Below are 25,092 nucleotides of genomic sequence, written 5' to 3' on the forward strand. Positions count from 1 at the left end.
AGCCGCAACGGTAGTGCACACAGAGCGCTTCGTGCACCAGAGCGGTCAGGCCCGGACTCCCCGGGCAACAACCTCTCGGCACACGGCCACCGGATCACGAACGTCGGATGCAGTCAGCGCCGCAGCGCGGGCCGCGTCGGCGAAGCTACTGTCCGCCAGAACCCGCAGGACCGCGTCCCTGATGGATCCGGAATCAGCGGGCCGCACGATAATCGCACTGCCACCCCGAGCAGCGCGATTCGCCAACTCCCACTGATCGCCGCCGCCGGGAACGATCACCGTCGGCACCCCGGCCAACATGGCCTTGGCCAGCATTCCGTGGCCTCCTCCACACACCAGGACAGACGCGTCACGGAGCATCACGTCCTGACGGCCGAGTCCGGCTCGAACCCACTCCGGATGCTGCCCGTCCGAGCCTTCCAGTACCGATCCGATCAACCGCACCCCGGCACCTTCCAGACCGTCGACGGCGGCCTCGAGCATTCCCACAGCGCCGGTGTGCGCCGTCGACGGTGCCACCATGACTAACGGCTCCGAGCCCACCGACGGTTCCAGAACCTTCTCTGTCGGCTCCCACAACAACGGACCGACCAGATGGGCGTGTTCCGGCCAGTCCGGACGTGGAACTTCCAACGCGGGGAGCGTCGCGATCAACCTCGCGGCCGGGCCCGGATCAACTGCCGGAAGCCCCACGCTGACGCGCGCTTCGGAACGCTGCGCGAGTCCTTGCTTGATCGAGCGACCCGTCGCAGCCCTCATCAAGGTATCGCGCAGTCGACCACGAAGTCCGATACCCGGCGCGAGCCCACTACCGATGGGAGGCAAACCCCGAGACGGCGAATACAACGGATGCGGAGACAGCTCGACCCACGGAATCCCCAACTGCTCAGCGGCCAATCCGCCTCCGGCAGTGAGGATGTCGGAGACAACAAGGTCAACCGAGACAGCTCTCAGGTCCGGTAGCAGTTCCGTCGAGATATAGGCGGCCCGCCCGTGGATCCGAGCGCCCGCATCGAGGTCGTCGTCACCGGGCCGAGGAGCCAGACCCTTGAGTGGCTCGGTCTCCACTCCCGCCGCCCTGGCGGCGTCCACCCATCGCGAACCGGTGAACAGAATCGGCTCGTCGCCGGCTGCGATCAACGCCAGCGACAACGCGATTGCAGGAAAAGCATGACCCGGGTCCGGCCCGGCAACTACGGCTACACGCACTCGGACAGCGTGTCACATGCCACAAAGACCGGTCATACCGCCCGGATTGCCTTCTCCGCCGCCGGCAACGCACGCTCACGATCGGAAGCCACCAAACCGATGCGCGTCCGGCGGTCCAGAATGTCGTCCACGTCGAGCGCACCTTCATGCGACACCGCAAAAGCGAGTTCGGCGGCGCAGACGTCCAAGCCGGCCACAGCATCAAGGCCATGATCGCCTGACGCCAACACTGCCTCGGCCTCGGTGCCGTAACGCGCGACAAGCGAAGCGGGAGCTGCGATCTTGTTCAATTCCGCCCGAGTCGCGGCACCCACGAGAGGCAGGTTCCGGGTTCGACAGGCATGTGCATTCAGCCCGCCCACCTCGACGGCACAGTCGACGGCGTCCTGCGCCATCCGGCGGTAGGTGGTGAGTTTGCCGCCGACCACCGTGATCAGCCCACTCCCCGACCTGACCACCGCATGATTACGAGAGAGATCTGCTGTTGATCCGTCGCCGGTATCGAGCAACGGTCGCAACCCGGCAAACGTGCCCAGAATATCGGCACGCGTCAGCGGCACTTCCAGAGCCGTATTCACCGTCTCGAGGAGAAAATCGATTTCGGACTCGGATGCGGTCGGGACATCCGGGACGGGACCCGGCGCTGCTTCATCGGTCAAACCGAGGTAGACACGACCGAGTTGCGCCGGCAAGGCAAAGACAAAGCGATTGGTTTCGCCGGGAATCGGAACAGTCAGTGCCGCAGTGGGATTGCCTAGCGACTTCGCGTCGAGAACCAAGTGTGTACCGCGACTGGGGCGCAGAGTGATGCTGGAATCCACCTGATCCGCCCACACGCCCGTTGCATTGATCACTGTCCGCGCACGCAAGAGGAACTCGGTTCCGGTCAACTCGTCCCGCAGAGTCGCGGAGGTACCGGATACGTCGTAAGCTCCGACCCTGGTCAAGATTCGTGCACCGTGCAGAGCGGCGGTGCGGGCGATGTTCACCACAAGACGGGCGTCGTCGATCAACTGGCCGTCATACGCCGTGAGAGCGCCACGCAGATTCTCGCGTCGTACACCCGGCACCAATTCCTGGGCCCGGGACGCACTGACGGTGCGCGAACGAGGCAACACGGACGACGGCGTCCGCGCACTGGCCCGCAGGACGTCGCCGGCGAGAAATCCGGTGCGCACCAATGACTTTCCGAAGAATGACGTTTGCGGCAGAAGCGGAACAAGTTGCGGCATGGCACGCACGAGATGCGGCGCCGTCTTCGTCATCAGAATTCCGCGTTCCACCGCACTCTCACGGGCGATACCGACATTTCCCGACGCCAGGTACCGAAGACCACCGTGCGCGAGTTTGGAACTCCAGCGACTGGTACCGAATGCCAGATCATGCTTGTCAACGAGAGCGACACTGAGTCCGCGCGTCACGGCGTCCAATGCCACTCCGACACCGGTGATCCCACCGCCGATCACCAACACGTCCACGGAATCACCGTGCGTAAGTTCGTTCAACTCTCGCGTTCGTCGGGCAGCATTGAGAGCCGAAGATCCCGGTTCGGGCGTGGTTCGCTCGTAATCCACCATGCTCCTAGTGCCCCGATCCGGCGACGGGTGTCAGATATGCCGATATCGCACTGCGCATGTGCTCGACCGCCGCAGTACGTGAAAGTTGGCCCTCCATGGTCGGTGCCGAAATCACGACGGACTGCGCAATCAGCAACGTCATCGCCGCGATCTCACCGACATTTCCGTCGCGAATCGATCCGTCCCGCTGACCGGCGGCAACGACGGCAGTGAGCAATTCGAGAATCGATCGCTGGCTGGCACCGAGGCGGTCGACGATATAGGTGGTCAACAACTCCTGGTCGGCAACACGAATCTTGACGAACAGCGGATGGTCCCGAATCTGGGACACGACATCGACAACAGCCGCGACCAACTGAGTCCGGGCACTGCCCGTGTCGATCATTTCGGGGAGGGCTGCGCGAATCTCACGTGTGAGCAAATCTGCCACGACAGCGCGCGTATCGGGCCACCTCCGGTAGACCGTAGGCCTACTGACACCGGCGCGGCGAGAGATCTCGGCCAACGTCGTCCGCTGCATACCGAAATCGAGCACGCACGATCGCGCAGCATCAAGAATCAGATCATCGATCTCGCGACTGGAAGTGCGCTGACCGTCGCCCTGTCGCTCAAGGACACGGTCATCTGCGTTACGGATTGCCATCGTCTGTAACACGGTACCGGACTCTCCGGATAATGTGCACCGGACGCGTGTCAGAAATAGTACAACTCGAACCCGACCGCTCGGGTCGCGTCAAAACCCGGTTTGAGCCCAGACACCATCTCGATCTGGGCCTGGGCTTGTTCCCGAACCGGAATGTCGCTGAGTGCGGCCAGATACCGAGCGTGTTCCGCCAGCGAATCCACCGCGCGGACCACTGTGTCCGTGACGTCGACGCAATGAGTCGGCGTCATCGAATTTACGGCCACCCACCGCACTCCGGTCCACGGCGCAAGTCCGTCGGCCGACAGTTCCGGGAAGATCCATTGATTGGCCGCGTCGGAGGTGGCGTCGAGAACACTGATCCCCAGGGCGCGATGATCAGCGCTATTGAGGTATCCCGGACCCCAGGTAAACGAGAAGTTCATAGTGACAACCAACTCCGGGCGATGCCGGCGAATCGCCGCTGCCAATATCGAACGCAATTCCAAGCCCTCGGTCAATCGGCCGTCGGGAAGTCCGAGGAACTCGACCTCCGCAACTCCCACCACTGCAGCCGACCGACGCTCTTCTTCTTCGCGGAGCGGTCCGGACTCTGCCGGCGCGAGTCCTGCGATGCCTGCTTCTCCACTGGTCGCCAGGACGTACCTGATGTCCTTGCCCTGATCCGTCCACCGCGCCACAGCAGCGGCGGCTCCGTACTCGATGTCGTCGGGATGCGCCACGATGACGACGGCGCGGTGCCAGTCCTCAGGGAAAAGGTCCATACCGCCTTATCTTGCCTGTCACAGACGCGAAGCGGGTGAATTCTCGTCATTGCCTGACATTGCCTTGACGAGAAAATAGATCCCGAAGCCCACAGCGCCGATGACCAGCACCCAGAACAAGCCCTTGATCAACGTTCCGACCACTGCGAGAGCAACCCACACCAGCACCACTGCCAACACGATCTTCCAAAACATGATCTACCTCCGCTTGCCGTATCTCGGACCCACCTGCTGAAGTCCGTGAGACCAGCCTGACACGTTCGAGCCGACAAAGCAGCAGCTCACCGGCAAGATCAGGAAAAGATCAGGGTTCACCCCGAGTCACCACGAGCAGACTGGGCATGCGTCTAACCCGGCTTATGGACCCGCTGACGTAAACTCGCGAAGTTCCATCCAGTAGGCCTAAGGAGCACGTCCGCAGTGTCAACCTCTCGTTTCCCTGCCCGCGATCTCGCACACGTCGCTGTCTTCGCGGCGCTCATCATCGCGTTGGGACTGCCTGGCGCCATCAACATCGGAATCTCCGGAGTGCCGATCACCCTTCAATCACTGGGCGTGATGATGGCCGGCGCACTCCTCGGCCCACGTAAGGCAGTGCTCGCAGTCCTCACCGTGATCGCATTGGGCCTCGTCGGATTGCCGGTCCTCGCCGGCGGGCGTACTGCGCTGGTTTCGCTGTCGAGTCCCACTGCCGGGTTCTTGATCGGCTGGATACCAGCCGCATTCCTCATCGGCTGGCTGACAACCAAGATGCTTCCGAAGTATCGAGTTGTCCCCGGAATCGGAATCAACCTCCTCGGCGGTGTCGTAGTTCTCTACGTATTCGGTATCGGCGGAATGATGATTCGCGGTCACATGACCTTCCTCGCCGCCTGGACCGCCAATGCAGCCTTCATCCCTCTTGACGCTGCCAAAGCCGTCGTAACCGCCGTGGTCGCATCCCAGGTTCACCGCGCCTACCCGGCGTTGCTGCGTGACACCGTCACGTCACGCTCGAAAACTGCTCTGGCGAACTGAATCTCCATGAGCGAGATCATCTTCGAAGGTGTCGGTCACAGCTTCGGTGAACGCACCGTGCTCGACCGTGTCGATCTGACATTGACCGAGCAGCGCATCGGAATCGTCGGTGCCAACGGAAGCGGAAAATCAACGCTGGCCCGCATGATCAACGGGTTGGTAGTTCCGGCGACGGGTTCGGTGCGTATCGACGGTTTGGATACCGCAAAGAAGGGCCGAGACGTACGCAAGCGCGTCGGATTCGTCTTCACCGACCCCAACCATCAGATCGTGATGCCGACGGTCGCCGAAGATATCGAATTCTCGTTGCGCCGCAACGGCCTGAGCAAACCCGAACGGACTGCCAAGGTCACGTCAGTTCTGAGCCGTTTCGGCTTGGACGGTCACGCCGACCATCCCACTCACCAACTGTCCGGCGGGCAGAAGCAACTTCTTGCGCTCGCGGCCATCATGGTGACCGAGCCGAAAGTGCTGGTGGCAGACGAGCCCACCACTTTGCTCGATCTCCGCAACTCGCGGCTCATCAGCGAAGTATTCGCTTCACTCGAACAGCAATTGATTGTCGTGACGCACCAGCTCGATCTCATCAGTTCGTTCGACCGAGTCCTGGTCATCGATCAAGGACTCGTCGTGGCCGACGGTCCGCCTGCGGATTCCATCGATTTCTATCGTTCCCTCGTCGCATGACCACCCTCGGTCATTACCGCCCGGGAACGTCGATTCTCCATCGGACACGACCCGGACTCAAACTTCTCGCGCTCATCCTCGCGATCATTGCCGTATCGGTATTCGTCCGCGCCCCTTGGCAATTGATTCCGCCCACGCTGATCGTCGTTGCGCTTTACATTGCCGCGCGAATTCCCCTGCGAACTGCGATCATTCAACTGCGCCCCGCACTGTGGATGATCGTATTCATCGGCGGATTCCAGATACTGTTCGCCGGCTGGGAACGAGCTGTCCTGATCTGCGGTGTACTCGTACTCTCGATCGCTCTTGCAGCGCTCATGGGACTGACCACCCGAATCTCGGAAATGCTCGACGCAATTACCGGGTTCCTCATGCCCCTGAGACGATTCGGAGTCAACCCGGAGAGAATCGCACTGCTCCTGGCCATGACGATTCGGTGCATACCGCTGATGTTCGACGTCATCACCCAGGTGTCGGAAGCCCGGAAAGCACGTGGACTCGGCTTCTCGCTCCGGTCATTCGCCGTACCCGTGATCATCGGGACGCTCATGACCGCCGACGCTATGGGTGAAGCTCTCGCTGCTCGCGGCGCCGACGACTGAACTTTCCCGGTTCGCCGAGAACTTCAGCCGTATTTGCGAGTGATCTCGTCGACCTCGCCGATAGCGTCGGCCAGGCTGGAGAGTCGCTCCGCAGCCTGGTGGAGCGCCGAAAGTTCGCGATTGAATCCCACGAGCGCCGAAGGCGTGTGCGGAGCTGTGAGAGTGGCTGCCGAATTGACCAGGTCTTCGTATTGATCCAGACCCGCTCGCAATTCGTGCATCGCACCGTTGACCGTCGGATCGAGCGTTTCGGAAACCTTGGGGGTTGATTTCACGGCCCGTTCCATCGCGACAATGTCCGATGACACCGCGAACATCGCTCGTATCGCAGAATCCGCGGTGAGCGTGATCTCGTCCAACTCCGCAGGATCGATGGTGTCGGCGCGTCGGAGTACACCGAGAATCTCGAACAACGACGTCTCGGCGCCGACGAGCCTCGACATCGGGATGAAAGCACGCGACGACGACGGTGGCAGGCGTCGACGCATCGGAGCCGACGGCGGCGGTCCCGCGTTCATCGACCGATACCGCCCGAGCGCAACCACAGCGGGGACAGCAAAGAGTGCAGCTCCCCCACCAGCAACAACCATGGACCACTCCGGAGCGGATGCCACGGCAAGACCGGCCGTTCCGATCACTGTGCCGCCGGAAATGAAGCCCCAACGTTGGGCCCGACGTCTCGCACGGCCGCGTTTGCGTTCGAACTTGGCGCGAGGGTCCTGCCAACGACGTGCGGCCTCGGCGGCCGACAAGCCGACTTCCCGGAGTGAATCGGCGGTTCGTCCGAGCGCCCCGAAGGCGCCGGTCACTGAAACAGGGACGGCCGACCGGAACTCTCGCTCAGGTCGGCCACCACGTGAAGAAAACATCAGAACATCAATCGTGTGTTGTCGTCGGACTACTGCCCGGTCGTGCCGGCTGCGGGCGGCTGCTTTTCGATGGATGTCGGAGCCGGAGTTGCAGCGGCGCCACCGGACGGCAATGCCTCGCCCTTCATGGACGCGCGGATCTGCTCGAGGCGACTGTGGCCGGCCATCTGCACGCTGGCCTGCTGCACCTCCATCATGCGACCCGACACCGAGTTCTGTGCCAGTTCCGCTGAACCGAGCGCATTTGCGTAGCGACGCTCAATCTTGTCGCGCACGGCGTCGAGGCTGGGGGTGTTACCGGGAGCGGAGAGCGTGCTGTCCATGGAGCGCAGCGACTCGCTGACCCGTTCCTGCATCTTGGCCTGCTCGAGCTGGCTGAGCAGCTTCGTGCGCTCGGCAACCTTGGCCTGCAGGGTCATCGCATTCTGCTCGACGGCCTTCTTGGCCTGTGCAGCAGCCTGCAGCGACTGGTCGTGAAGTGCCTTGAGGTCCTCGACGCCTTGCTCGGCGGTCACGAGCTGGGCGGCGAAAGCCTCCGCGGCATTGGTGTACTGGATTGCTTTGTCGTTGTCACCGGCAGCGGCAGCCTGATCCGCGAGGTTGACAGCCTGGCGCGCATTCGCGTTGAGCTTCTCGACCTCGTCGAGCTGGCGACTGAGCTTCATCTCGAGTTGACGCTGGTTACCGATCACCGACGCGGCCTGCTGGGACAGCGCCTGGTGCTGACGCTGCGCGTCCTCGATCGCCTGCTGGATCTGAACCTTCGGATCGGCGTTCTCGTCGATCTTCGAGTTGAAGAGCGCCATCAGGTACTTCCAGCCCTTGACGAAAGGATTAGCCATGGGTTTGATCCTGCCTCCATCTGATGCGCCGCGCTCTGCGCGACCCGGTGAGCGACCGTCGCACACCGTAACAAGGGCTGCGCCCCAACTGCCGTGACCTGTACTGCCGTGACCTGTACTGCCGTAACTCTGAACTTCGTGTCCCCGCCTCGAAAACTGGCGGTTACGTACAAAACCTATCGGTTGGGACCGGCAGTGGCTATGCAGCGGCCAACCTGCGCGCGTTGGGTGCCGGAATAACAACTCGAGTATCGCGGGCGATGGTCGGGGAACCGGATGCCGACGCACTCGCACCGGACGACGTCACCCCGGAATTGGCGACTGGCCGACCGAGGGCCGGAGCGTTCTTCTTGGTGGCCAACGTTTCGCTGACATCGACCAAAACATCCGATAACGGCACGGCGAGCGCATCGCAGATCGCGGCCAGAAGCTCACTGGACGCTTCCTTACGTCCACGTTCCACCTCGGACAGGTAGCCCAAGCTCACGCGCGCACTGTTCGACACCTCACGTAGCGTGCGACTCTGCGAAACGCGCGTACGCCGGAGACTGTCACCGATTGCCTCACGCAATAGCAGCGCCATCTCGCTCCTCCTTCATCCATCACCTATCGTGCCAGGCCGAAAACGTCACGGCGTAAACCGTCACAGGCCAACATCGTGACTGCTCTTCACGTCGCTGTTGTACACCTTCTCAACAATCAACGTCCGAACTCGACCGATTGGTTCCCGAGCCTATCTTGCCCGATCCACGCCGACACGATCACATAACCGCGACACGGCCGTCGCGACTGCGGAAGTCCGTATTTCCCACCGCTCACCTTTCAACGACAGACGTTCGCACGTAGTTCCGTCGGGCCCGGAGATACCGAGAAATACCGTGCCCACTGGATGCCCGTCCTGTTCACTCGGACCTGCCACCCCGGTCAGTCCGATCCCCCAGTCCGCTTCGCACCGACGCTGTGCCCCAGCTGCCAGGGCGATCGCGGTCGGCGCTGACACCGGTCCGTCAGCCGCCAATGCAGCCTCGTCGACACCCGCCAGAGTCGCTTTCAGATCCGTCGCATAAACCACCAGTCCGCCGCGTAGAACAGCACTGGAACCGGGCACCGAGGCAACTGCTGCGGTGAAGAGCCCCGCAGTCAGCGATTCTGCAGCAGCGACAGTCTCTCCGGCGTCCAGCAATGCCGCGACCAATTCGACGACACCGAGTTCGAGCAACGGATCCTGCACGGAAACTAGTGCCCGTCGCGATCGGCAGATCGGACCCCGGCGCGCAATCGGATTGCCTGCACGATGTATTCGATGCCGGTCGCCAGAGTCAGGACGACCGCCGCGGCCATCAGAAGCCAGCTGACGGTGTCCCAACTGCTCGGGAGGGGGCAGATGTAGAAACCGATAGCTACGGCCTGTACGAGCGTCTTGAGTTTGCCGCCCTTGCCGGCCGGAATCACGGCGTGCCGCAGTACCGCGAACCGCAGCACTGTGATTCCGAGTTCGCGGGCAATGATCACGCCCGTGACCCACCAGGACAGATCGCCGAGCATCGACAAGCCGATCAGCGCGGCGCCGATCAGCGCCTTGTCCGCGATCGGATCCATCAGTTTCCCGAAGTCGGTGACCAATCCGTACTTCCGGGCCAACTGCCCGTCGATCCGGTCGGTGATGGCCGCGACGATGAAGATGGCCATGGCACCGAGACGCCACGCGGTTTGATGTCCGTCGTCGACAAAAAGCACGACGAGGAACACCGGAACCAGAACGATTCGGAGCATCGTCAAGATGTTGGCGATATTGAAGAGTGGCACGGGGTTGTCCGCGGCCGGTGTTCCATCTGACGGTCCGACAGCGGCCCGATGGGCATCTGCATGATCGCGCGGCGAGGTCATCGGATCACCGCAGAGACTGCGGGCCGAACCCGGGAGGTCACCGAGCGGCGGAGGAATTTCATAGGGCGGACGGGCACGCGACTCAGAATATCGGTAGACCCATTGACTAATGTGCACCACATGACTTCCACCGCGCGCAGCGACACCGAGAGCCACTTGATCGTGCGGCGGGCACGAACATCTGATGTGTCGGAAATCAAACGTCTCATCGATATCTACTCAGGCAAGATCCTGCTGGAAAAGAACCTTGTCACGCTCTACGAGGCTGTCCAGGAATTCTGGGTGGCCGAGAAAGACGGCCGAATTCTCGGCTGCGGAGCGATGCATGTGCTCTGGGCCGATCTCGGCGAGATCCGCACTGTCGCCGTCGATCCGACGGTCAAGGGCCAGGGCGCCGGTTTCCAGGTAGTAGACAAACTGATCCAGGTTGCCCGCGAATTGGAACTGGAACGACTCTTCGTCTTGACCTTCGAAACCGACTTCTTCCACCGTCACGGCTTCGTGGAAATCGAGGGAACTCCGGTCACCGCTGAGGTCTACACCGAGATGTGCCGGTCGTACGACGCCGGTGTCGCCGAGTTCCTGGACCTCAGTTACGTCAAACCCAACACTCTCGGCAATACCCGTATGCTTCTGACGCTCTGAAAAGGTTCACACACTTCCCCGAAAGCGGTCCCGATGTCGTTGTTCCTCGTCGAATACACCTACGCCCCCGAAAAGAACGCTGCGCGCGATGCGATTCGCGCCGACCACCGCGCGTGGCTCACTGATCTTCTCGAACGTGACATCGTGCTGTCGTCGGGCCCATTTGCCGACGGTCTGGGGGCCCTCATCATCGTCGATACCGCGGACGCCGAGACCGTGGCTCTACTGTTCACCCACGATCCTTTTGCCATCGCAGATTTGATCGCGAACGTTCGGATCACCGAGTGGGTGCCGGTGCTGGGTCAGTTCAGCGGCTGAAACTGGTCACGCACGATCGCGAGTCTTGAGCAGGCTCGCGATCGTGGTCACGACCAGCACTCCGATGATGACGGCCAGCGACAGCATCGTCGAAATCTCGGGCACACTGACATGCTCTCCACCGTTGATGAACGGCAGCGTGTTTTCGTGGAGTGCATGCAACACCAACTTGACCCCGATGAAGGCCAGGATCACCGAAAGTCCGTACGCCAGATAGACCAGTCGCTCGAGCAGTCCGCCGATCAAGAAGTACAACTGCCGTAAGCCCATCAGAGCAAACGCGTTGGCCGTGAAGACGATGTAGGGCTCCTGCGTCAGCCCGTAGATCGCCGGGATCGAATCCAGCGCGAACAGCACATCTGCGAATCCGATTGCGATGAGTGCCAACAACAACGGTGTGACGACGCGCTTGCCGTTGATTCTCGTGACGAGCTTGTCGCCGTCGTACTCCTCGGTGGTCGGTAGGACCCGCTTCACGATAGCGATAATGCGACTGTCTCGCTTCTCCTCGACTTCCTTCTCGTGTCCGTGATCGCGAATCAGGGTGAAAGCCGTGTAGATCAGGAATGCCCCGAAAAGGTAGAACACCCAACTGTAGGCATTGATCGCGGCCGCACCGATACCGATGAAAATGCCGCGCATGACAAGCGCGAGAACGATACCGATGAGCAGCACCTTCTGCTGGTACTCACGCGGCACCGCAAACGTCGACATGATGATGACGAACACGAACAGGTTGTCGACGGACAGCGCCTTTTCGGTGACGTATCCGGCAAAGTACTCGCCGCCGTACGTGGTTCCCCAGATCCACATCACGACCAGGCCGAAGATTATCGCGATCGAGATGTAGACCGTCGACCAGAAGGCCGACTCACGAAACGTCGGAGCGTGCGGCGTTCGGACATGCGCGAAGAAGTCGAAGACGAACAACCCGAGGATCACCACGATCGTGATGCCCCAAGCCAGCGGTGACACGTGCACGACAACCTCCGGTTCTCGGCCCGACGGATTACCCGCCGGGCCGAACTGTCAGTCCTCGGAAGACGGTTCCTCCGGATCTCCGCCGCGAATCGACCACAGCACCCCGTCGAGTTCTTCGGGCTTCATGAGTACCTCACGAGCCTTGGAACCTTCACTGGGTCCGACGATTCCACGATTTTCCATGAGGTCGATGAGACGACCCGCCTTCGCGAAGCCGACGCGAAGCTTGCGCTGCAGCATCGAGGTGGAACCGAACTGACTGGTAATCACCAACTCGACGGCCTGAAGCAGCACATCCATGTCGTCGCCGATATCCGGATCGACGTCCTTCTTCTCGCCGGCCTTCTGGGCCGTGACTCCCTCGGTGTACTCGGGCTCTGCCTGGTTCTTGGCAAAATCCACAACAGCAGAGATTTCTTCGTCCGTGATGAATGCGCCCTGCATACGCGTGGGCTTGCCCGCACCCATCGGCAGGAACAAACCGTCGCCCATACCGATGAGCTTCTCGGCACCGGGCTGATCGAGGATGACTCGTGAGTCGGTCAGGGACGACGTCGCGAACGCCAGTCGCGACGGCACATTGGTCTTGATCAGGCCGGTGACGACGTCGACGGACGGACGCTGTGTGGCCAGGACCAAGTGGATACCGGCGGCGCGTGCCTTCTGAGTGATGCGCACGATCGCCTCTTCGACATCGCGAGGCGCGGTCATCATGAGGTCCGCCAACTCGTCGACGATCGCGAGGATGTACGGGTACGGCCGGTAGACGCGTTCGCTGCCGAGCGGCGCGGAGATCTCGCCGGATTTCACCTTGGCATTGAAGTCGTCGATGTGACGCACCTTGTTGACCTGCATGTCCTGGTAGCGCTGCTCCATCTCCTCGACCAACCACGCCAGCGCTGCGGCTGCCTTCTTCGGCTGCGTGATGATGGGCGTGATCAAGTGCGGGATGCCTTCGTAGGGCGTCAACTCGACCATCTTGGGGTCGATCAGGATCATCCGCACTTCTTCGGGCGTCGCGCGGGTGAGCAGTGACACGAGCATCGAGTTCACGAAGCTCGATTTACCCGATCCGGTCGAACCAGCAACCAAGAGATGCGGCATCTTCGCGAGATTCGCGTGAACGAAGTCGCCTTCGATGTCCTTGCCCAGTCCGATGACAAGGGGGTGGCGCTCGCGGCGCATGCTCGGCGCAGTCAACACATCGGCGAGACGGACCAGTTCACGGTCCGAGTTCGGTACCTCGATACCGACGGCCGACTTGCCGGGAATCGGCGCCAGCAGACGAACGTTGTCGGTGGCCACGGCGTACGCGATGTTTCGCGCGAGTGCCGTGATCTTCTCGACCTTGACGCCAGGACCGAGTTCGACCTCGTATCGGGTCACCGTCGGGCCGCGTGTAAATCCTGTGACGGCAGCATCGATCTTGAACTGTTCGAGAACTTCGCTGATCGCCTCGATCATCGCGTCGTTGGCCGGACTGCGCAGCTTCGGCGGCTCGCCCTCGATCAACAGCGACGTCGGCGGAAGGTTGTAGTCACTGTCGCTCACCGGAGCGGTGACAAAGCTCTCGGTCTCCTCGGGTTCCGGCTCAGGCTTGGGCGCCGGCTTTGCAACCGGAACCGAACGAGCGGGAATCTTGGGACGGCTTACGGGCTTTTCGACGACAGGTGCCGGTGCAACGTCCTCGGGGACCTCGAGTGCAGGTTCAGGATCCGGTTCCGGACTCCACAATCCGAGGATCTCGGTCTTCTTGTCACCGGACTCGAATTCGTCTGTCGGATAGTTGTCGATCGGTGCCCGACGACTCGAGCGTTTGGACGGCCGTAGGGGCGGCTCCGCGTAAGTGTCCACCGGATAACCGTCGGCGTCGAAGTCCGACGAATCATAGGAGGAACCGCCGTAGTCCCGGCCGTAGCTGTCGTCGTCGAATTCGCTGCCGTAGTCATCGAATTCGTCGTCATCGGAAGGCGAGCCGAAGAAGGATTGAAACTTCCCCGGCACCTGACGCAGAGTGGTGCCGGTCAGAAGTAGAATTCCGAAGCCCACAGCGATCATGAGCAGCGGGGCCGAAAGCCACACTGTCAGACCATCTGTCAACGGTCCACCGACCGCCCGGCCAACGAAGCCGGCTCCCATTTCATGTGTCTGCGCAGTTGTCTTCGCACCGGATCCGATATGCCACAGTCCGAGCGCGGGCAGACCGACCAGCAGCGAGCCCATGAACAATCGTGTCCGGATTTCCGGTCGGGGTTCCGTTCGCATCAGCAGGATCGCGATGCCGACACACAGGATCGGTAGGACCGCCGATACCGCTCCGAACACCGCGCGCACGGCCGTCGCGATTCCACCGCCGATCGGACCCCCGGCTGCAAACCACACACTTCCCGCAACGACAACGCTGAAAGCGATGAGTCCGAGCGCGATTCCGTCGCGCCGGTGGCCGGCTTCGATATCACCGACTTTGCCGACGGTACGGGTGGTTGCCCCCACTCCCCTGGCGGCCAACGACCAACCCTTGGAAATGCCCTTGCCTACCGCGTCGAAGGGGCTGGAGCTCTGCTTGGCCTTGGCCTTGGACACGGGCCGGCGGGCGGACGAGGACGTGCCCGTCGCCTTTCGCGGTGCAGCCTTTCGCGGTGCAGCTTTTCCCGGCGCAGCCTTCTTGGCTGCAGTTTTGCGCGGAGCAGGTTTGGCACCACCGGCGTGCGACGACGTCGTGACGTTACGTGGGGTGGAGACGGTGCGTGTTCGCGACTTTGCGCCGCCCCTCGCCGGTGGAGTAGATGCTAACGACCTGGTCGATGCCTGGGACGTGGATGTGCGTGACGCGGACGTGCTTGTACTAGGTCCCCGGGCGCTCGACTTACCTGCCATGTCGTTCAGGCTAGTCGGTGCCACCCCATCCGGACCATCCGCAACACCAGCAACACCGTTTATACGTTCGAATCGTGATATTCGCGACGGCTAGCTGCCCAAGCAGACGATTCAGACGCTGCGGTCCAGGCTCATCACCGATTGGACGTCGGCAAGCTCGCCTTTGGCCTCGATCAGGACTTCGTTGCGGCCGAAGGCATGCAACAGAAGCTCGGCAGGCTCCCCCTGCAGAACTACGGTACGTGAATCCGATTTGTGCACCACTGCGCTCTCGCCGGACGGCAGTTCGAAGATCACTTCGACAGGCGCCTTGCGATACCCCATCTTCGCGATCTGACGCGCATATTTCCACAGTTGTGCTTGCCGCCCCACCGGCAGGGCACGGGCGGTCCAATGTTGGTGAGCGCGTCGAACGTCCTCGTGATGGACGAACATCTCGGTGGTATTGATCTGGGCGTCGAGCCAGTACAGGGGCGACCATGTGGGCGGCCCGCTGCGCACATCGTGCAGGAGTTCGTCCCACGGCCGCGCTGCGGTGGCCTTTCGTACGCTCTCGGTATGACCGGCGAAGGCACTGATCATGATTCCGGGAGCGGCGTCGAGACGCCGCTCCCGGATGATCAGATGTGCTGCCAGATCACGGTTTGTCCACTCACCACACAGTGTCGGAGCATCGGGACCGAAGTCGGCCATGCTGTCCACCAGGGCGAGTCGTTCATCATGCGCGAAGGTCACCTTCGCCAACGTACTCGAATACTTTAGGGAACCGCGATAACCGTCGGAATGATCATCGGGCGACGACGGTACTTGTCCGCAACCCAACGGCCGACAACGCGGCGCACGGACTGTGCGATGCGATGCGCATCGATGATGCCTTCGCCGGCCAGACGCGTGAGGTCCGATTCCACCAACTGGGCAGCATCCTTGAGCGCGGTCGGGTCGTCGGAGAATCCTCGACCCGATACCTCCGGGGTACTGACCGCGCGGCCGGTCGACTCGTTGATGACGATGGTGATGGCGATGAAGCCGCCTTCACCGAGCACGAGACGATCGGACAGTGTCGGCTCGCCGACATCGCCCACGGAAAGTCCGTCAACGTAGACGTGCCCGACGGGAACGCGTCCGACGATCTCGGCGAGACCGTCGACCATATCGACCACAACGCCGTCCTCGGCGAGGATGATGCGCTCTTCGGGAACACCGGTTGCCTTGGCGAGTGCCGCGTTGGCGCGCAGATGGCGCCATTCTCCGTGCACGGGCATGGCGTTGGTGGGCCGAACTGCGTTGTACAGGTACAGCAGTTCACCAGCGGAAGCGTGACCCGAGACGTGAACCTTGGCGCTCTGCTGGGTAACGACGGTGGCACCACGCTTAGCCAGACCGTTGACCACGGCGAAGACCGAGTTTTCGTTGCCGGGGATCAACGACGACGCGAGAACGACGAGGTCGTTTGCGCGGATGTTGATCTGGCGGTGCTCGCCGCGTGCCATCCGCGAAAGTGCTGCCAGCGGCTCGCCCTGGGATCCGGTGGAGATGAGCACCAGGCGGTCGTCGGGAAGGCTTGCAGCGGTGTCGATGTCGACTACCAGGCCGTCGGGCACGGTGAGGTAACCGAGATCCTGGGCAATCTGCATGTTGCGGACCATCGAGCGACCGACGAACACGATGCGACGGTTGTAGCGCGCTGCGACGTCCACGACCTGCTGGATGCGGTGCACGTGGCTCGCGAAGGATGCAACGATGACACGCTGCTTCGCCTTGCCGATGACGGTATCGAGAACGCCACCGATCTCGCGTTCCGGCGTGACGAATCCCGGAACCTCGGCGTTGGTGGAGTCGACCAGGAACAAGTCGACGCCCTCGTCACCGAGACGGGAGAAGCCGGCGAGGTCGGTCAGTCGGCCGTCCAGCGGGAGCTGATCGAGCTTGATGTCGCCGGTGTGCAGTACAACGCCGGCGTCGGTACGAATCGCGATGGCCAGCGCATCCGGGATGGAGTGGTTGACTGCGAAGTACTCGCATTCGAACGGTCCATGGTTTGTGGATGTGCCTTCGATAACCTCGATGAGGTTGGGGCGCAGACGGTGCTCGCGGCACTTGGCTGCTACCAGTGCCAGTGTGAACTTGGCGCCGATGACGGGGATGTCCGAGCGCAAGCGCAGGAGGAACGGCAGAGCGCCGATGTGGTCCTCGTGACCGTGCGTCAGGATGACGGCTTCGACGTCGTCCATACGGTCTTCGATGTAGCGGAAGTCCGGCAGGATCAGGTCGACGCCAGGCTGCTGGTCCTCGGGAAACAGGACGCCGCAGTCGACGATCAGCAATTTACCCTGGTGCTCGAACACGGTCATGTTTCGACCGATTTCGCCGATTCCACCGAGCGCGACGACACGAAGTCCGCCGGCCGGAGCCTTGGGCGGCATACCCAGTCGTGCAGTCGGATCTACCGACGGGCGGTTCTCAGGACGCCGGTTTCCGGAGCGTGAGCCACCGGACTTTGCTGCGGGGCGATTACCCGACGGGGACTTGCGCGCAGCCTTTTGAGGTGCGTCCTTCTGAGCTGGGGCCTTCTGGGCTGGGGCCTTGTGAGAAGCAGCCTTCGGCGGCGCGCTCTTCTGCGCCGCAGCCTTTTTCGGAGCCGCTGCGGCTACCGGAGCTTCCACCGGGGTAGCCGGTGCCGGGGCTGCAGTTTTCGGGGCTGCCGTTTCAGGAGCCGGTGCCGAAGGCGGTCCGGCTTGGCGACTAGCGCTACGACGTCGGGGGGGACGGGTCATTTACAGAACTCCTGCCGCATGCAGATCGGCGGCCAAGCCGTCGATCTGCTCTTTAGTGGGTGCAACCTGCGGAAGGCGCGGTTCTCCGACATCGATACCGATGAGTCGCAGACCCGCCTTCGAAGCGCTGACGCCACCCAAACGGGCGACGGAACGGATCACAGGGATCAAACTGAGGTTTATTTCGCGCGCCCGGGCGATATCGCCAGTGACAAACGCGGTGTGAAGGTCACGCAGGCGACCCGGAACCAGGTGCCCGATGACGCTGACAAATCCGGTAGCGCCGACCGCGAGCCACGGGAGGTTCAGCGGGTCGTCGCCGGAGAAGAACTGGAGGTCGGTAGTGCCGATCAATTCTGCGCCCGCGTTCAGATCACCCTTGGCGTCTTTGACTGCCTTGATGCGGGGATGCTCGGCAAGGCGACGGATGGTCTCCGTCTCGATGGCGACAACGGAGCGGGGCGGAATGTCGTAGAGCATGACGGGCAGGTCGGTGGCGTCGGCAACGGCGGTGAAGTGCGCGAAGAGTCCGGCCTGAGGGGGGCGCGAGTAGTAAGGGGTGACAACAAGAAGTCCATGGGCGCCGACACGAGCTGCGTCCCGCGCCAATTCAACGCTGTGGGCGGTGTCGTTACTGCCGGCTCCGGCAATGATCTTGGCGCGGTCGCCGACGGCGTCGATCACCGCGCGGAGCAGGTCGAGCTTCTCCGATTCGGTGGTGGTCGGAGACTCACCGGTCGTGCCGGCAAGTACGAGGCCGTCGCAGCCGTTGTCTACGAGGTGCGCTGCGAGGCGCACTCCGGAGTCGACGTCCAACTTCCCGTCGGCAGTGAACGGGGTCACCATCGCAACGGAAATGGTGCCGAACGGACGCTCGACGAGAGAAGCGGAATCACCGTAGGTCATGGTCAGAAGGTTACCCGGTGTGGAGGTTACTTCTGCACACGAGTCTTCACTCGGCTGCAAATGCACTGACAGCGATCTCGGATCCGTCCGATTTTCCGAGAATCTCATAGTCTCCGAACACATTTGGCGCGATGGCCTGAAGTTGCCTTAAGCACTCGATTGCGACGCGACGAATCTCGACGTCGGCGTGCTCGGTCGCACGCATGTCCACGAAGTGGCGCCAGGCCCGATAGTTTCCGCTGACGACCAGACGCGTTTCGGTGGCATTGGGCAGAACCGAGCGCGCAGCCTGACGCGCCTGCTTGCCACGCTCCGGCGCACCCGGAACAGATTGAAGTTTGCCTTCCAAAGCCGCGAGCAGTTCGCCGTAGGCGCTGCGACTCTCGTCGGTCGCCGCCAGGAAGAGGGCTTCGAGTTTCGGGTCACCTTCGATTGCTGGCGGTACGACGACGTTGGCATCGTTTTCGCGGACGAACCGCTGGGAGAGTTGCGAGTACGAGAAGTGACGGTGACGAATCAGTTCATGTGTACAGGATCGTGAGATGCCGGTGATGTAGAAGCTCACGGTTGCGTGTTCCAAGACGGACGAGTGGCCGACTTCGAGCAAGTGCCTGATGTATCCGGCATTGGTGGCGGTACGCGGATTTGGTTTGGACCAACTTTGGTAGCACGCTCGACCAGCGAATTCTGCGAGTGCCTCGCCGCCTTCGGCATCTGTTTCCCAGTCGATGTCATCTGGCGGGAAGAACTCGGACTTCGCCACCATCTGCACTTTCAGTGACACAGTGTGCGGCACTACTGACTCCTCGAGATGCACTTGTCAGGCTCTACCGGCCCTATTGCGCGGCAACTCTATAGGGAGATCCCGACAGGTAAATTGGGTGACATCAGTTGACGCCTTGACTGACGCCACTTCTGACGCCACAGTTGGTGTCATGGACATTTCGGAGTACACCGCGAAGCTGCACGACGACCTCGTCACGGCAGCAGAACTGGGCGATGATCAGACTCGCCGAATCGCGACGTCTCTCGCCGCCGCCATCGAACCGTCGATTCGTTTGGTAATCCTGGCTGCTGCCACCGAACTTGCCAAAGAAATCAGCGCCGAGGTCGAGAACCGGGACGTGAAAGTTCGTCTCGACGGCAACGAAATACTCGTCGACGTCCAGAAATCTACAGAAGGCAGCACAGCCGACGACGACGGCAAGGACAACACGTACTCCTTCGACGACGTCAGCGGCGACATCAGTCGGGTGACCCTACGCATGATGGAACAGATCAAGGCCCGCGCCGAAGAGGCCGCAAATCAGAACGGAGTTTCCCTGAACTCCTGGGTGTCGCAAGCCGTCCAAGGCGCGCTGCGCGATCAGATGCGCAAGAACGGCATGGACTACTGAAACGCCACGGCAAATCCACTCCCCGCGCAACTGTTCCGCAATGATCTAATTGCACCGCACACGTTGCACGAATTTGTCGCGCTCAGGCATGGAGGAGTTAGTCGTATGGCCGTTTCGGGCGTCAAGGAATTTGAGATCAAGGCCGATCCGGCCACTGTCATGGCAGCCGTTGCGGCCGTAGACCGGTTGCCCGAATGGTCGTCGGCGCACAAGAAGATCACCATCGAAAGCACCCACGACGACGGCCGGCCCCAGCGGGTCCGGATGTCCGTATCGGTTCTCGGCATCAACGACGAGCAGGTTGTCGACTACACCTTCGAAGGCGACGAGAAGGTGACCTGGACTCTGGTCGAGAGTGGACAACAGAACCAGCAGGACGGGTCGTACGTACTCACCCCGACCGACGGCGGAACGAAAATCAGCTTCGAACTGACCATCGACCCCAAGATTCCGTTGCCCGGTTTCCTGGTCAAGAAAGCCCAGAAGGTGGCTCTCGAGACTGCCAGCAAGGGTTTGACCAAGTTCGTCGAAAGCTTCTGACACCCAAGATTATTCGCAGCAGTCCTCGGCCCCCGGAAATCTCCGGAGCCGGGGACTCTCGCATTTTTGCGCAAAGTCCTTGATCAAGTTAAAGATTCACCGCCGCGATCAACGCACTCGGGGTAACGTCGGCCGCGTGTCCGCAGCGACAGCAGAGCCCCGCATCACGCCCACTGTGCGTGTACTCGTCTTCAGCGACGACGCCCACACCCGCGAACAGGTGCGCCTCGCACTCGGTGAGCGTCCTCATCCCGACCTCCCCCCGATCGACTACATCGAGGTGGCGACGGCTCCGGTGGTGATCGACAAGCTCGATCGAGGCGGCATCGACCTTGCGATCCTCGACGGCGAGGCAGTTCCGGCCGGGGGCATGGGCGTCGCGAAGCAGCTCAAGGACGAAATCACGGACTGTCCGCCGATCGTGATTCTGACCGGTCGGCCCGACGACGCGTGGCTGGCATCGTGGTCGCGCGCCGAAGCCGCTGTTCCCCAGCCCATCGATCCCCTGCAGTTGGCGTCGACGGTGATCGGCTTGCTTCGAACTCGGCTCGGCCTGTAGCTCGGAATCTTGGGTGTCCCGTTGCAGCAGCGGCTACTTCGTAACCGGGGACGCAAACTCCACACACCGAAAATCAACCCCAATGTCGGAGGCACCCCCTAGTGTGGTGTCACAGGTCACATGATCGGCGAGTTGCTGGCAGTATCGGTGTGGCAGTACCAGTTTTGGCAGGATCAGCACAGTCTTTTCGGCGACGGAGAGGGGTTCGGGCGACATGAACGCGTATGTACCAATTCTCGTGCTCGGTGCCATTGCGATGGCCTTTGCCGTTGTGTCCGTAATCCTGGCGTCCGTCGTCGGCCCCCGTAGGTACAACCGCGCCAAACTTGAAGCGTACGAGTGTGGAATCGAGCCGACACCCCGCGCAGCCGGTGGCGGTCGTTTTCCGGTCAAGTTCTATCTCACCGCCATGTTGTTCATCATCTTCGATATCGAAATCGTTTTTCTCTACCCCTGGGCAGTTCATTTCGACTCGCTCGGCCTGTTCGGACTGGCCGCCATGGGGTTGTTCATCGTCAACGTCTCGGTTGCCTACGCCTATGAATGGCGACGAGGTGGATTGAGCTGGGATTAGTTCCCTCACCGAACCGAAAATGCCGGTCACAGCAACACTTACGACTGAAAAGAGTCGAGTATGGGTCTCGAAGAAAAGCTTCCCAGCGGATTTCTACTGACCACTGTCGAAGGCTTGGCCGGTTATGTTCGCAAGGGCTCCCTGTGGCCGGCAACGTTCGGCCTCGCCTGCTGCGCAATCGAGATGATGTCCACGACGTCCGGCAGATTCGATCTGGCGCGATTCGGTATGGAGGCCTTCCGGGCGTCCCCTCGCCAAGCGGACCTGATGATCGTCGCCGGTCGTGTCAGTCAGAAGATGGGGCCCGTCCTGCGCCAGGTGTACGACCAAATGGCAGAGCCCAAGTGGGTGCTGGCCATGGGTGTATGCGCGTCGTCGGGTGGAATGTTCAACAACTACGCGGTAGTCCAGGGTGTCGACCACATCGTTCCGGTCGACATCTACCTGCCCGGGTGCCCACCTCGTCCCGAGATGCTCCTCAACGCAATCATCGAATTGCACAAGAAGATTCAGGAAATGCCGCTGGGCGTCAACCGAGAGGAGGCACGCGCGGCTGCTGAACGCGCGGCACTGGCGTCCACTCCCCTCTTCGAGGTGAAGGGCCTTCTGCGATGACCACTGATCGCGATGATGGACGAGGAATGTTCGGTGTGCGAGGCAGCGGAGACACCTCGGGATACAGCCGCCTGACCCGACCGATCTCAGCGCCGGACAACGCTTCTCGGCCGTACGGAAGCTATTTCGACGCCATAGCCGACGGATTGACCACCGCACTTGCCGACAAGGGCATCGAATTCTCGGAAGCAATCGAGAAAGTCGTGATCTTCCGCGGCGAGATGACCCTGCATGTCGAGCGTTCGTACTTGCCGCCGGTAGCCCGGCGTCTCCGGGACGAAGCGGACTTGCGGTTCGAATTGTGTCTCGGTGTCAACGGAGTTCACTACCCCTCGGATACCGGACGTGAACTGCACGCCGTGTACCCCTTCTCGTCCATCACGCACAATCGCCGGGTCAGACTGGAAGTGTCCGTACCCGACTCGGATCCGCACATTCCGTCGCTGGTGGGCACCTATCCGGCCAATGATTGGCACGAACGCGAAACGTACGATTTTTTCGGCATCATCTTCGACGGCCATCCGGCGCTGACGCGGATCGAAATGCCGGATGACTGGCAAGGCCACCCCCAGCGCAAGGACTATCCCCTCGGCGGAATCCCCGTTGAATACAAGGGAGCCCAGATACCGCCCCCCGACGAGCGCAGGTCGTACCGCTGATGAATAACACTGCAGACAAGAAAGTATCCACACGGCCCGAGACCGTCTACACCGCTGCCGGTCAGGACTGGGACCAGATTGTTGCCACTGCGGCGCAGAATCGATCCGATGCCGGTGCCGAGCGGATCGTCGTCAACATGGGCCCTCAGCATCCGTCGACGCATGGCGTTCTTCGCCTGATCCTCGAGATCGAGGGTGAGACGGTGGTCGAGGCGCGATGCGGAATCGGCTACCTACACACGGGAATCGAGAAGAACCTCGAGTACAGAAACTGGACACAGGGCGTCACCTTCGTCACTCGTATGGACTATCTGTCTCCGTTCTTCAACGAGACGGCGTACTGCCTGGGCGTCGAAAAACTACTCGACATCACCGAGGACATCCCCGAGCGCGCAACCGTAATTCGCGTGATGCTGATGGAACTCAATCGCATTTCTTCGCATCTTGTCGCGTTGGCGACTGGCGGCATGGAGTTGGGCGCTGTCACCGCCATGCTGTTCGGCTTCCGCGAACGCGAACTGATCCTCGACGTCTTCGAGACGATCACCGGGCTTCGAATGAACCACGCCTTCATTCGTCCCGGTGGATTGGCGCAGGATCTTCCCGACGGATCGGTCGCGAAGGTACGGGAATTGTTGAAGGTTCTGCCGAATCGCCTGCGCGACATGGAATTGATGCTCACCGACAATTCCATCTGGAAGGCCCGCACCAGCGGCATCGGATATTTGGATCTCACCGGTTGCATGGCTCTCGGAGTGACGGGGCCGGTGTTGCGAGCCACGGGGTATCCGCATGATCAGCGTCGGGCCGGGCCGTATTGCGGTTACGAGAACTACGAGTTCGACGTGATCACTCACACCGGATCCGATTGCTACGGGAGGTACATCATCCGGGTGGAGGAGATGAAGGAGTCCCTGAAGATCGTCGAGCAATGCCTGGACAAATTGCGACCCGGACCAGTGATGGTGGACGACCGGAAAATTGCGTGGCCGGCAGACCTCGAGGTCGGTGCTGACGGCCTCGGCAATTCCCAGAAACACGTCGGCAAGATCATGGAATCGTCGATGGAAGGGCTGATCCATCACTTCAAATTGGTCACCGAAGGAATCCGCGTTCCAGCCGGTCAGGTTTATGTGGCCGTTGAATCACCTCGGGGGGAACTCGGCGTTCACATGGTCAGCGACGGCGGCACCCGGCCGTACCGCGTGCATTTCCGGGATCCTTCGTTCACCAATTTGCAGGCCGTAGCAGCGATGTGCGAGGGAGGCATGGTGTCCGATGTAATCGCGTCGGTAGCCAGCATCGATCCCGTCATGGGCGGAGTAGATCGATGACCGAAAGCGCACACGGCACCCGTGTCTTCATCGAACTCGGACCGCGCCCGGAGGAGCCCACCCAATTGGTTCGTCCGGGTGCCCGAACCAATTACCCTGCTGATGTTCTCGCTCGACTCGACAGCGATGCCGAGACAATTATCGCGAGGTACCGCGACGACTCCGCCGGGCAGACGTCGATCACCAGCAGATCAGCGCTCCTTCCATTGCTGCATCTCGTCCAGTCGGAGGACGGGTACATCACGCCGGCCGGAATCGACTTCTGCTCAGGCAAACTCGGGCTCACCGGGGCCGAAGTTGCGGCAGTGTCCACGTTCTACTCCATGTACCGACGCGGTCCGACCGGAGAATATCTGGTGGGTGTCTGCACCAACACTCTGTGCGCGATCATGGGCGGCGACGCCATTCTCGAAGCCCTCGAAGAGCACCTCGGATCAGCAGGAACCCGCGACGACGCGTCACACTCGCTCAGCACTTCCGACGGCAAGATCACCCTCGAACACATCGAATGCAATGCCGCGTGTGACTACGCACCGGTGGTGATGGTCAATTGGGAGTTCTTCGACAACCAGACGCCGGAATCAGCGCGCTCCCTGGTCGATGCACTGCGCGGCGGCGAGCGCGTCACGCCCAGTCGAGGCGCCACACTGTGCTCGTTCCGTGAAACGGCCCGCACCCTCGCGGGGTTCGAAGATTCTCGCGTGGAGGCCTCGGAGGCGGAGACCTGCGGCGACGCTACCCTCGCCGGCTTGAGAGTTGCGCACCGGCAGGAACCCTCTGCAACCGATACGTCCACGCCCGGCGAAGGGAAGTGAC

At 61.6% G+C, this 25,092-nt stretch carries 30 protein-coding genes; 14 read left to right on the top strand and 16 right to left on the bottom strand.

Annotated elements, in window-relative coordinates; genetic code table 11:
- Positions 1-45: 45 nt before the first annotated feature.
- The 5 genes from MTX36_RS04670 to MTX36_RS04690 are packed head-to-tail and all read right to left on the bottom strand — an operon-like array spanning position 46 to position 4,388.
- The gene (locus MTX36_RS04670; RefSeq protein ID WP_243618555.1) at positions 46-1,209 is read right to left on the bottom strand and encodes a glycosyltransferase; all 1,164 of its coding nucleotides are present in this window, start codon (positions 1,207-1,209) and stop codon (positions 46-48) included.
- 32 nt (positions 1,210-1,241) lie between these two features.
- Complete coding sequence (locus tag MTX36_RS04675; protein ID WP_243618556.1) at positions 1,242-2,786, bottom strand: glycerol-3-phosphate dehydrogenase/oxidase; 1,545 nt, start codon at positions 2,784-2,786, stop codon at positions 1,242-1,244.
- 4 nt (positions 2,787-2,790) lie between these two features.
- On the bottom strand, positions 2,791-3,429 hold the full coding sequence (locus MTX36_RS04680; RefSeq protein WP_243618557.1) for a TetR/AcrR family transcriptional regulator: 639 nt from the start codon (positions 3,427-3,429) through the stop codon (positions 2,791-2,793).
- Positions 3,430-3,479: 50 nt separating this feature from the next.
- A complete protein-coding gene (locus tag MTX36_RS04685; protein ID WP_243618558.1) occupies positions 3,480-4,193 on the bottom strand; it encodes a PIG-L deacetylase family protein in 714 nt (237 codons plus the stop codon).
- Positions 4,194-4,211: 18 nt separating this feature from the next.
- On the bottom strand, positions 4,212-4,388 hold the full coding sequence (locus MTX36_RS04690) for a hypothetical protein (protein ID WP_243618559.1): 177 nt from the start codon (positions 4,386-4,388) through the stop codon (positions 4,212-4,214).
- A gap of 225 nt (positions 4,389-4,613) precedes the next feature.
- On the opposite strand from MTX36_RS04690, the gene MTX36_RS04695 reads away from it, so the two are divergent.
- From MTX36_RS04695 to MTX36_RS04705, 3 genes are read left to right on the top strand one after another with little or no spacing between them, the layout of a single operon-like run.
- Entirely contained in the window at positions 4,614-5,210 is a 597-nt protein-coding gene (locus tag MTX36_RS04695) for a biotin transporter BioY (protein WP_243618560.1), read from the top strand.
- Between the two features lie 6 nt (positions 5,211-5,216).
- Positions 5,217-5,897 (top strand): energy-coupling factor ABC transporter ATP-binding protein, encoded by a 681-nt coding sequence (locus MTX36_RS04700; protein WP_243618561.1) that lies wholly within the window; start codon positions 5,217-5,219, stop codon positions 5,895-5,897.
- Complete coding sequence (locus tag MTX36_RS04705) at positions 5,894-6,499, top strand: energy-coupling factor transporter transmembrane protein EcfT (RefSeq protein WP_243618562.1); 606 nt, start codon at positions 5,894-5,896, stop codon at positions 6,497-6,499. Before MTX36_RS04700 ends, MTX36_RS04705 begins: the two co-directional genes overlap by 4 nt.
- A 23-nt stretch (positions 6,500-6,522) precedes the next feature.
- Here the strand turns inward: MTX36_RS04705 and MTX36_RS04710 are convergent, their stop codons facing one another.
- The 5 genes from MTX36_RS04710 to pgsA all read right to left on the bottom strand — a co-directional run bounded on the left by MTX36_RS04710 (position 6,523) and on the right by pgsA (position 10,097).
- Positions 6,523-7,368 (bottom strand): hypothetical protein, encoded by an 846-nt coding sequence (locus MTX36_RS04710; protein ID WP_243618563.1) that lies wholly within the window; start codon positions 7,366-7,368, stop codon positions 6,523-6,525.
- 29 nt (positions 7,369-7,397) lie between these two features.
- Positions 7,398-8,210, bottom strand: a complete 813-nt coding sequence (locus tag MTX36_RS04715) for a PspA/IM30 family protein (RefSeq protein ID WP_243618564.1) — start codon at positions 8,208-8,210, stop codon at positions 7,398-7,400.
- Positions 8,211-8,409: 199 nt separating this feature from the next.
- On the bottom strand, positions 8,410-8,793 hold the full coding sequence (locus MTX36_RS04720) for a helix-turn-helix domain-containing protein (RefSeq protein WP_243618565.1): 384 nt from the start codon (positions 8,791-8,793) through the stop codon (positions 8,410-8,412).
- 150 nt (positions 8,794-8,943) lie between these two features.
- Positions 8,944-9,441 carry a CinA family protein gene (locus MTX36_RS04725; protein WP_243618566.1) on the bottom strand — a complete coding sequence of 166 codons (498 nt, stop codon included), beginning with the start codon at positions 9,439-9,441 and terminating at the stop codon, positions 8,944-8,946.
- A gap of 5 nt (positions 9,442-9,446) precedes the next feature.
- Entirely contained in the window at positions 9,447-10,097 is a 651-nt protein-coding gene (gene pgsA, locus MTX36_RS04730) for a CDP-diacylglycerol--glycerol-3-phosphate 3-phosphatidyltransferase (protein WP_243618567.1), read from the bottom strand.
- Positions 10,098-10,217: 120 nt separating this feature from the next.
- Here pgsA and MTX36_RS04735 point away from each other — a divergent pair, with 120 nt between their 5' ends.
- Positions 10,218-10,742: an amino-acid N-acetyltransferase gene (locus tag MTX36_RS04735; protein ID WP_094272489.1), complete on the top strand. Its 525-nt coding sequence runs from the start codon at positions 10,218-10,220 to the stop codon at positions 10,740-10,742.
- Positions 10,743-10,775: 33 nt separating this feature from the next.
- Complete coding sequence (locus tag MTX36_RS04740; protein WP_243618568.1) at positions 10,776-11,060, top strand: YciI family protein; 285 nt, start codon at positions 10,776-10,778, stop codon at positions 11,058-11,060.
- A 6-nt stretch (positions 11,061-11,066) separates the two neighbouring features.
- Here the strand turns inward: MTX36_RS04740 and MTX36_RS04745 are convergent, their stop codons facing one another.
- Together MTX36_RS04745 and MTX36_RS04750 are read right to left on the bottom strand one after the other, a co-directional pair.
- Positions 11,067-12,041 (bottom strand): TerC family protein, encoded by a 975-nt coding sequence (locus MTX36_RS04745; RefSeq protein WP_243618569.1) that lies wholly within the window; start codon positions 12,039-12,041, stop codon positions 11,067-11,069.
- Positions 12,042-12,089: 48 nt separating this feature from the next.
- Complete coding sequence (locus MTX36_RS04750; RefSeq protein ID WP_243618570.1) at positions 12,090-14,624, bottom strand: DNA translocase FtsK; 2,535 nt, start codon at positions 14,622-14,624, stop codon at positions 12,090-12,092.
- A 22-nt stretch (positions 14,625-14,646) separates the two neighbouring features.
- Here MTX36_RS04750 and MTX36_RS30180 point away from each other — a divergent pair, with 22 nt between their 5' ends.
- Positions 14,647-15,012 carry a hypothetical protein gene (locus MTX36_RS30180; RefSeq protein ID WP_243618571.1) on the top strand — a complete coding sequence of 122 codons (366 nt, stop codon included), beginning with the start codon at positions 14,647-14,649 and terminating at the stop codon, positions 15,010-15,012.
- Between the two features lie 17 nt (positions 15,013-15,029).
- On the opposite strand, the gene MTX36_RS04760 is transcribed toward MTX36_RS30180, so the two are convergent.
- From MTX36_RS04760 to thyX, 4 genes are read right to left on the bottom strand one after another with little or no spacing between them, the layout of a single operon-like run.
- On the bottom strand, positions 15,030-15,653 hold the full coding sequence (locus MTX36_RS04760; protein ID WP_243618572.1) for a TIGR03085 family metal-binding protein: 624 nt from the start codon (positions 15,651-15,653) through the stop codon (positions 15,030-15,032).
- A 23-nt stretch (positions 15,654-15,676) separates the two neighbouring features.
- The gene (locus tag MTX36_RS04765) at positions 15,677-17,692 is read right to left on the bottom strand and encodes an RNase J family beta-CASP ribonuclease (protein WP_279394178.1); all 2,016 of its coding nucleotides are present in this window, start codon (positions 17,690-17,692) and stop codon (positions 15,677-15,679) included.
- Entirely contained in the window at positions 17,693-18,598 is a 906-nt protein-coding gene (dapA, locus tag MTX36_RS04770; RefSeq protein ID WP_243618573.1) for a 4-hydroxy-tetrahydrodipicolinate synthase, read from the bottom strand.
- Positions 18,599-18,644: 46 nt separating this feature from the next.
- Entirely contained in the window at positions 18,645-19,394 is a 750-nt protein-coding gene (gene thyX, locus MTX36_RS04775) for an FAD-dependent thymidylate synthase (protein ID WP_243618574.1), read from the bottom strand.
- Between the two features lie 139 nt (positions 19,395-19,533).
- Between thyX and MTX36_RS04780 the strand changes: the two genes are divergently transcribed.
- From MTX36_RS04780 to nuoE, 8 genes are all read left to right on the top strand, one after another.
- The gene (locus MTX36_RS04780) at positions 19,534-19,995 is read left to right on the top strand and encodes a toxin-antitoxin system HicB family antitoxin (protein ID WP_243618651.1); all 462 of its coding nucleotides are present in this window, start codon (positions 19,534-19,536) and stop codon (positions 19,993-19,995) included.
- Positions 19,996-20,100: 105 nt separating this feature from the next.
- Positions 20,101-20,535 carry an SRPBCC family protein gene (locus MTX36_RS04785; RefSeq protein WP_243618575.1) on the top strand — a complete coding sequence of 145 codons (435 nt, stop codon included), beginning with the start codon at positions 20,101-20,103 and terminating at the stop codon, positions 20,533-20,535.
- 136 nt (positions 20,536-20,671) lie between these two features.
- Positions 20,672-21,094 (top strand): hypothetical protein, encoded by a 423-nt coding sequence (locus tag MTX36_RS04790; protein WP_243618576.1) that lies wholly within the window; start codon positions 20,672-20,674, stop codon positions 21,092-21,094.
- Positions 21,095-21,308: 214 nt separating this feature from the next.
- Entirely contained in the window at positions 21,309-21,668 is a 360-nt protein-coding gene (locus tag MTX36_RS04795) for an NADH-quinone oxidoreductase subunit A (protein ID WP_169633751.1), read from the top strand.
- 60 nt (positions 21,669-21,728) lie between these two features.
- Positions 21,729-22,283: an NADH-quinone oxidoreductase subunit B family protein gene (locus MTX36_RS04800; RefSeq protein WP_094272479.1), complete on the top strand. Its 555-nt coding sequence runs from the start codon at positions 21,729-21,731 to the stop codon at positions 22,281-22,283.
- A complete protein-coding gene (locus MTX36_RS04805) occupies positions 22,280-22,942 on the top strand; it encodes an NADH-quinone oxidoreductase subunit C (RefSeq protein WP_243618577.1) in 663 nt (220 codons plus the stop codon). Before MTX36_RS04800 ends, MTX36_RS04805 begins: the two co-directional genes overlap by 4 nt.
- Positions 22,942-24,276 (top strand): NADH dehydrogenase (quinone) subunit D, encoded by a 1,335-nt coding sequence (gene nuoD, locus MTX36_RS04810; RefSeq protein WP_243618578.1) that lies wholly within the window; start codon positions 22,942-22,944, stop codon positions 24,274-24,276. The genes MTX36_RS04805 and nuoD overlap by 1 nt, the downstream gene beginning before the upstream one ends.
- Positions 24,273-25,091, top strand: a complete 819-nt coding sequence (gene nuoE, locus MTX36_RS04815) for an NADH-quinone oxidoreductase subunit NuoE (RefSeq protein WP_243618579.1) — start codon at positions 24,273-24,275, stop codon at positions 25,089-25,091. Before nuoD ends, nuoE begins: the two co-directional genes overlap by 4 nt.
- Position 25,092 lies beyond the last annotated feature (1 nt).

The organism is Rhodococcus sp. ARC_M6, assembly GCF_022810305.1.
Lineage (GTDB): Bacteria > Actinomycetota > Actinomycetes > Mycobacteriales > Mycobacteriaceae > Rhodococcus_F.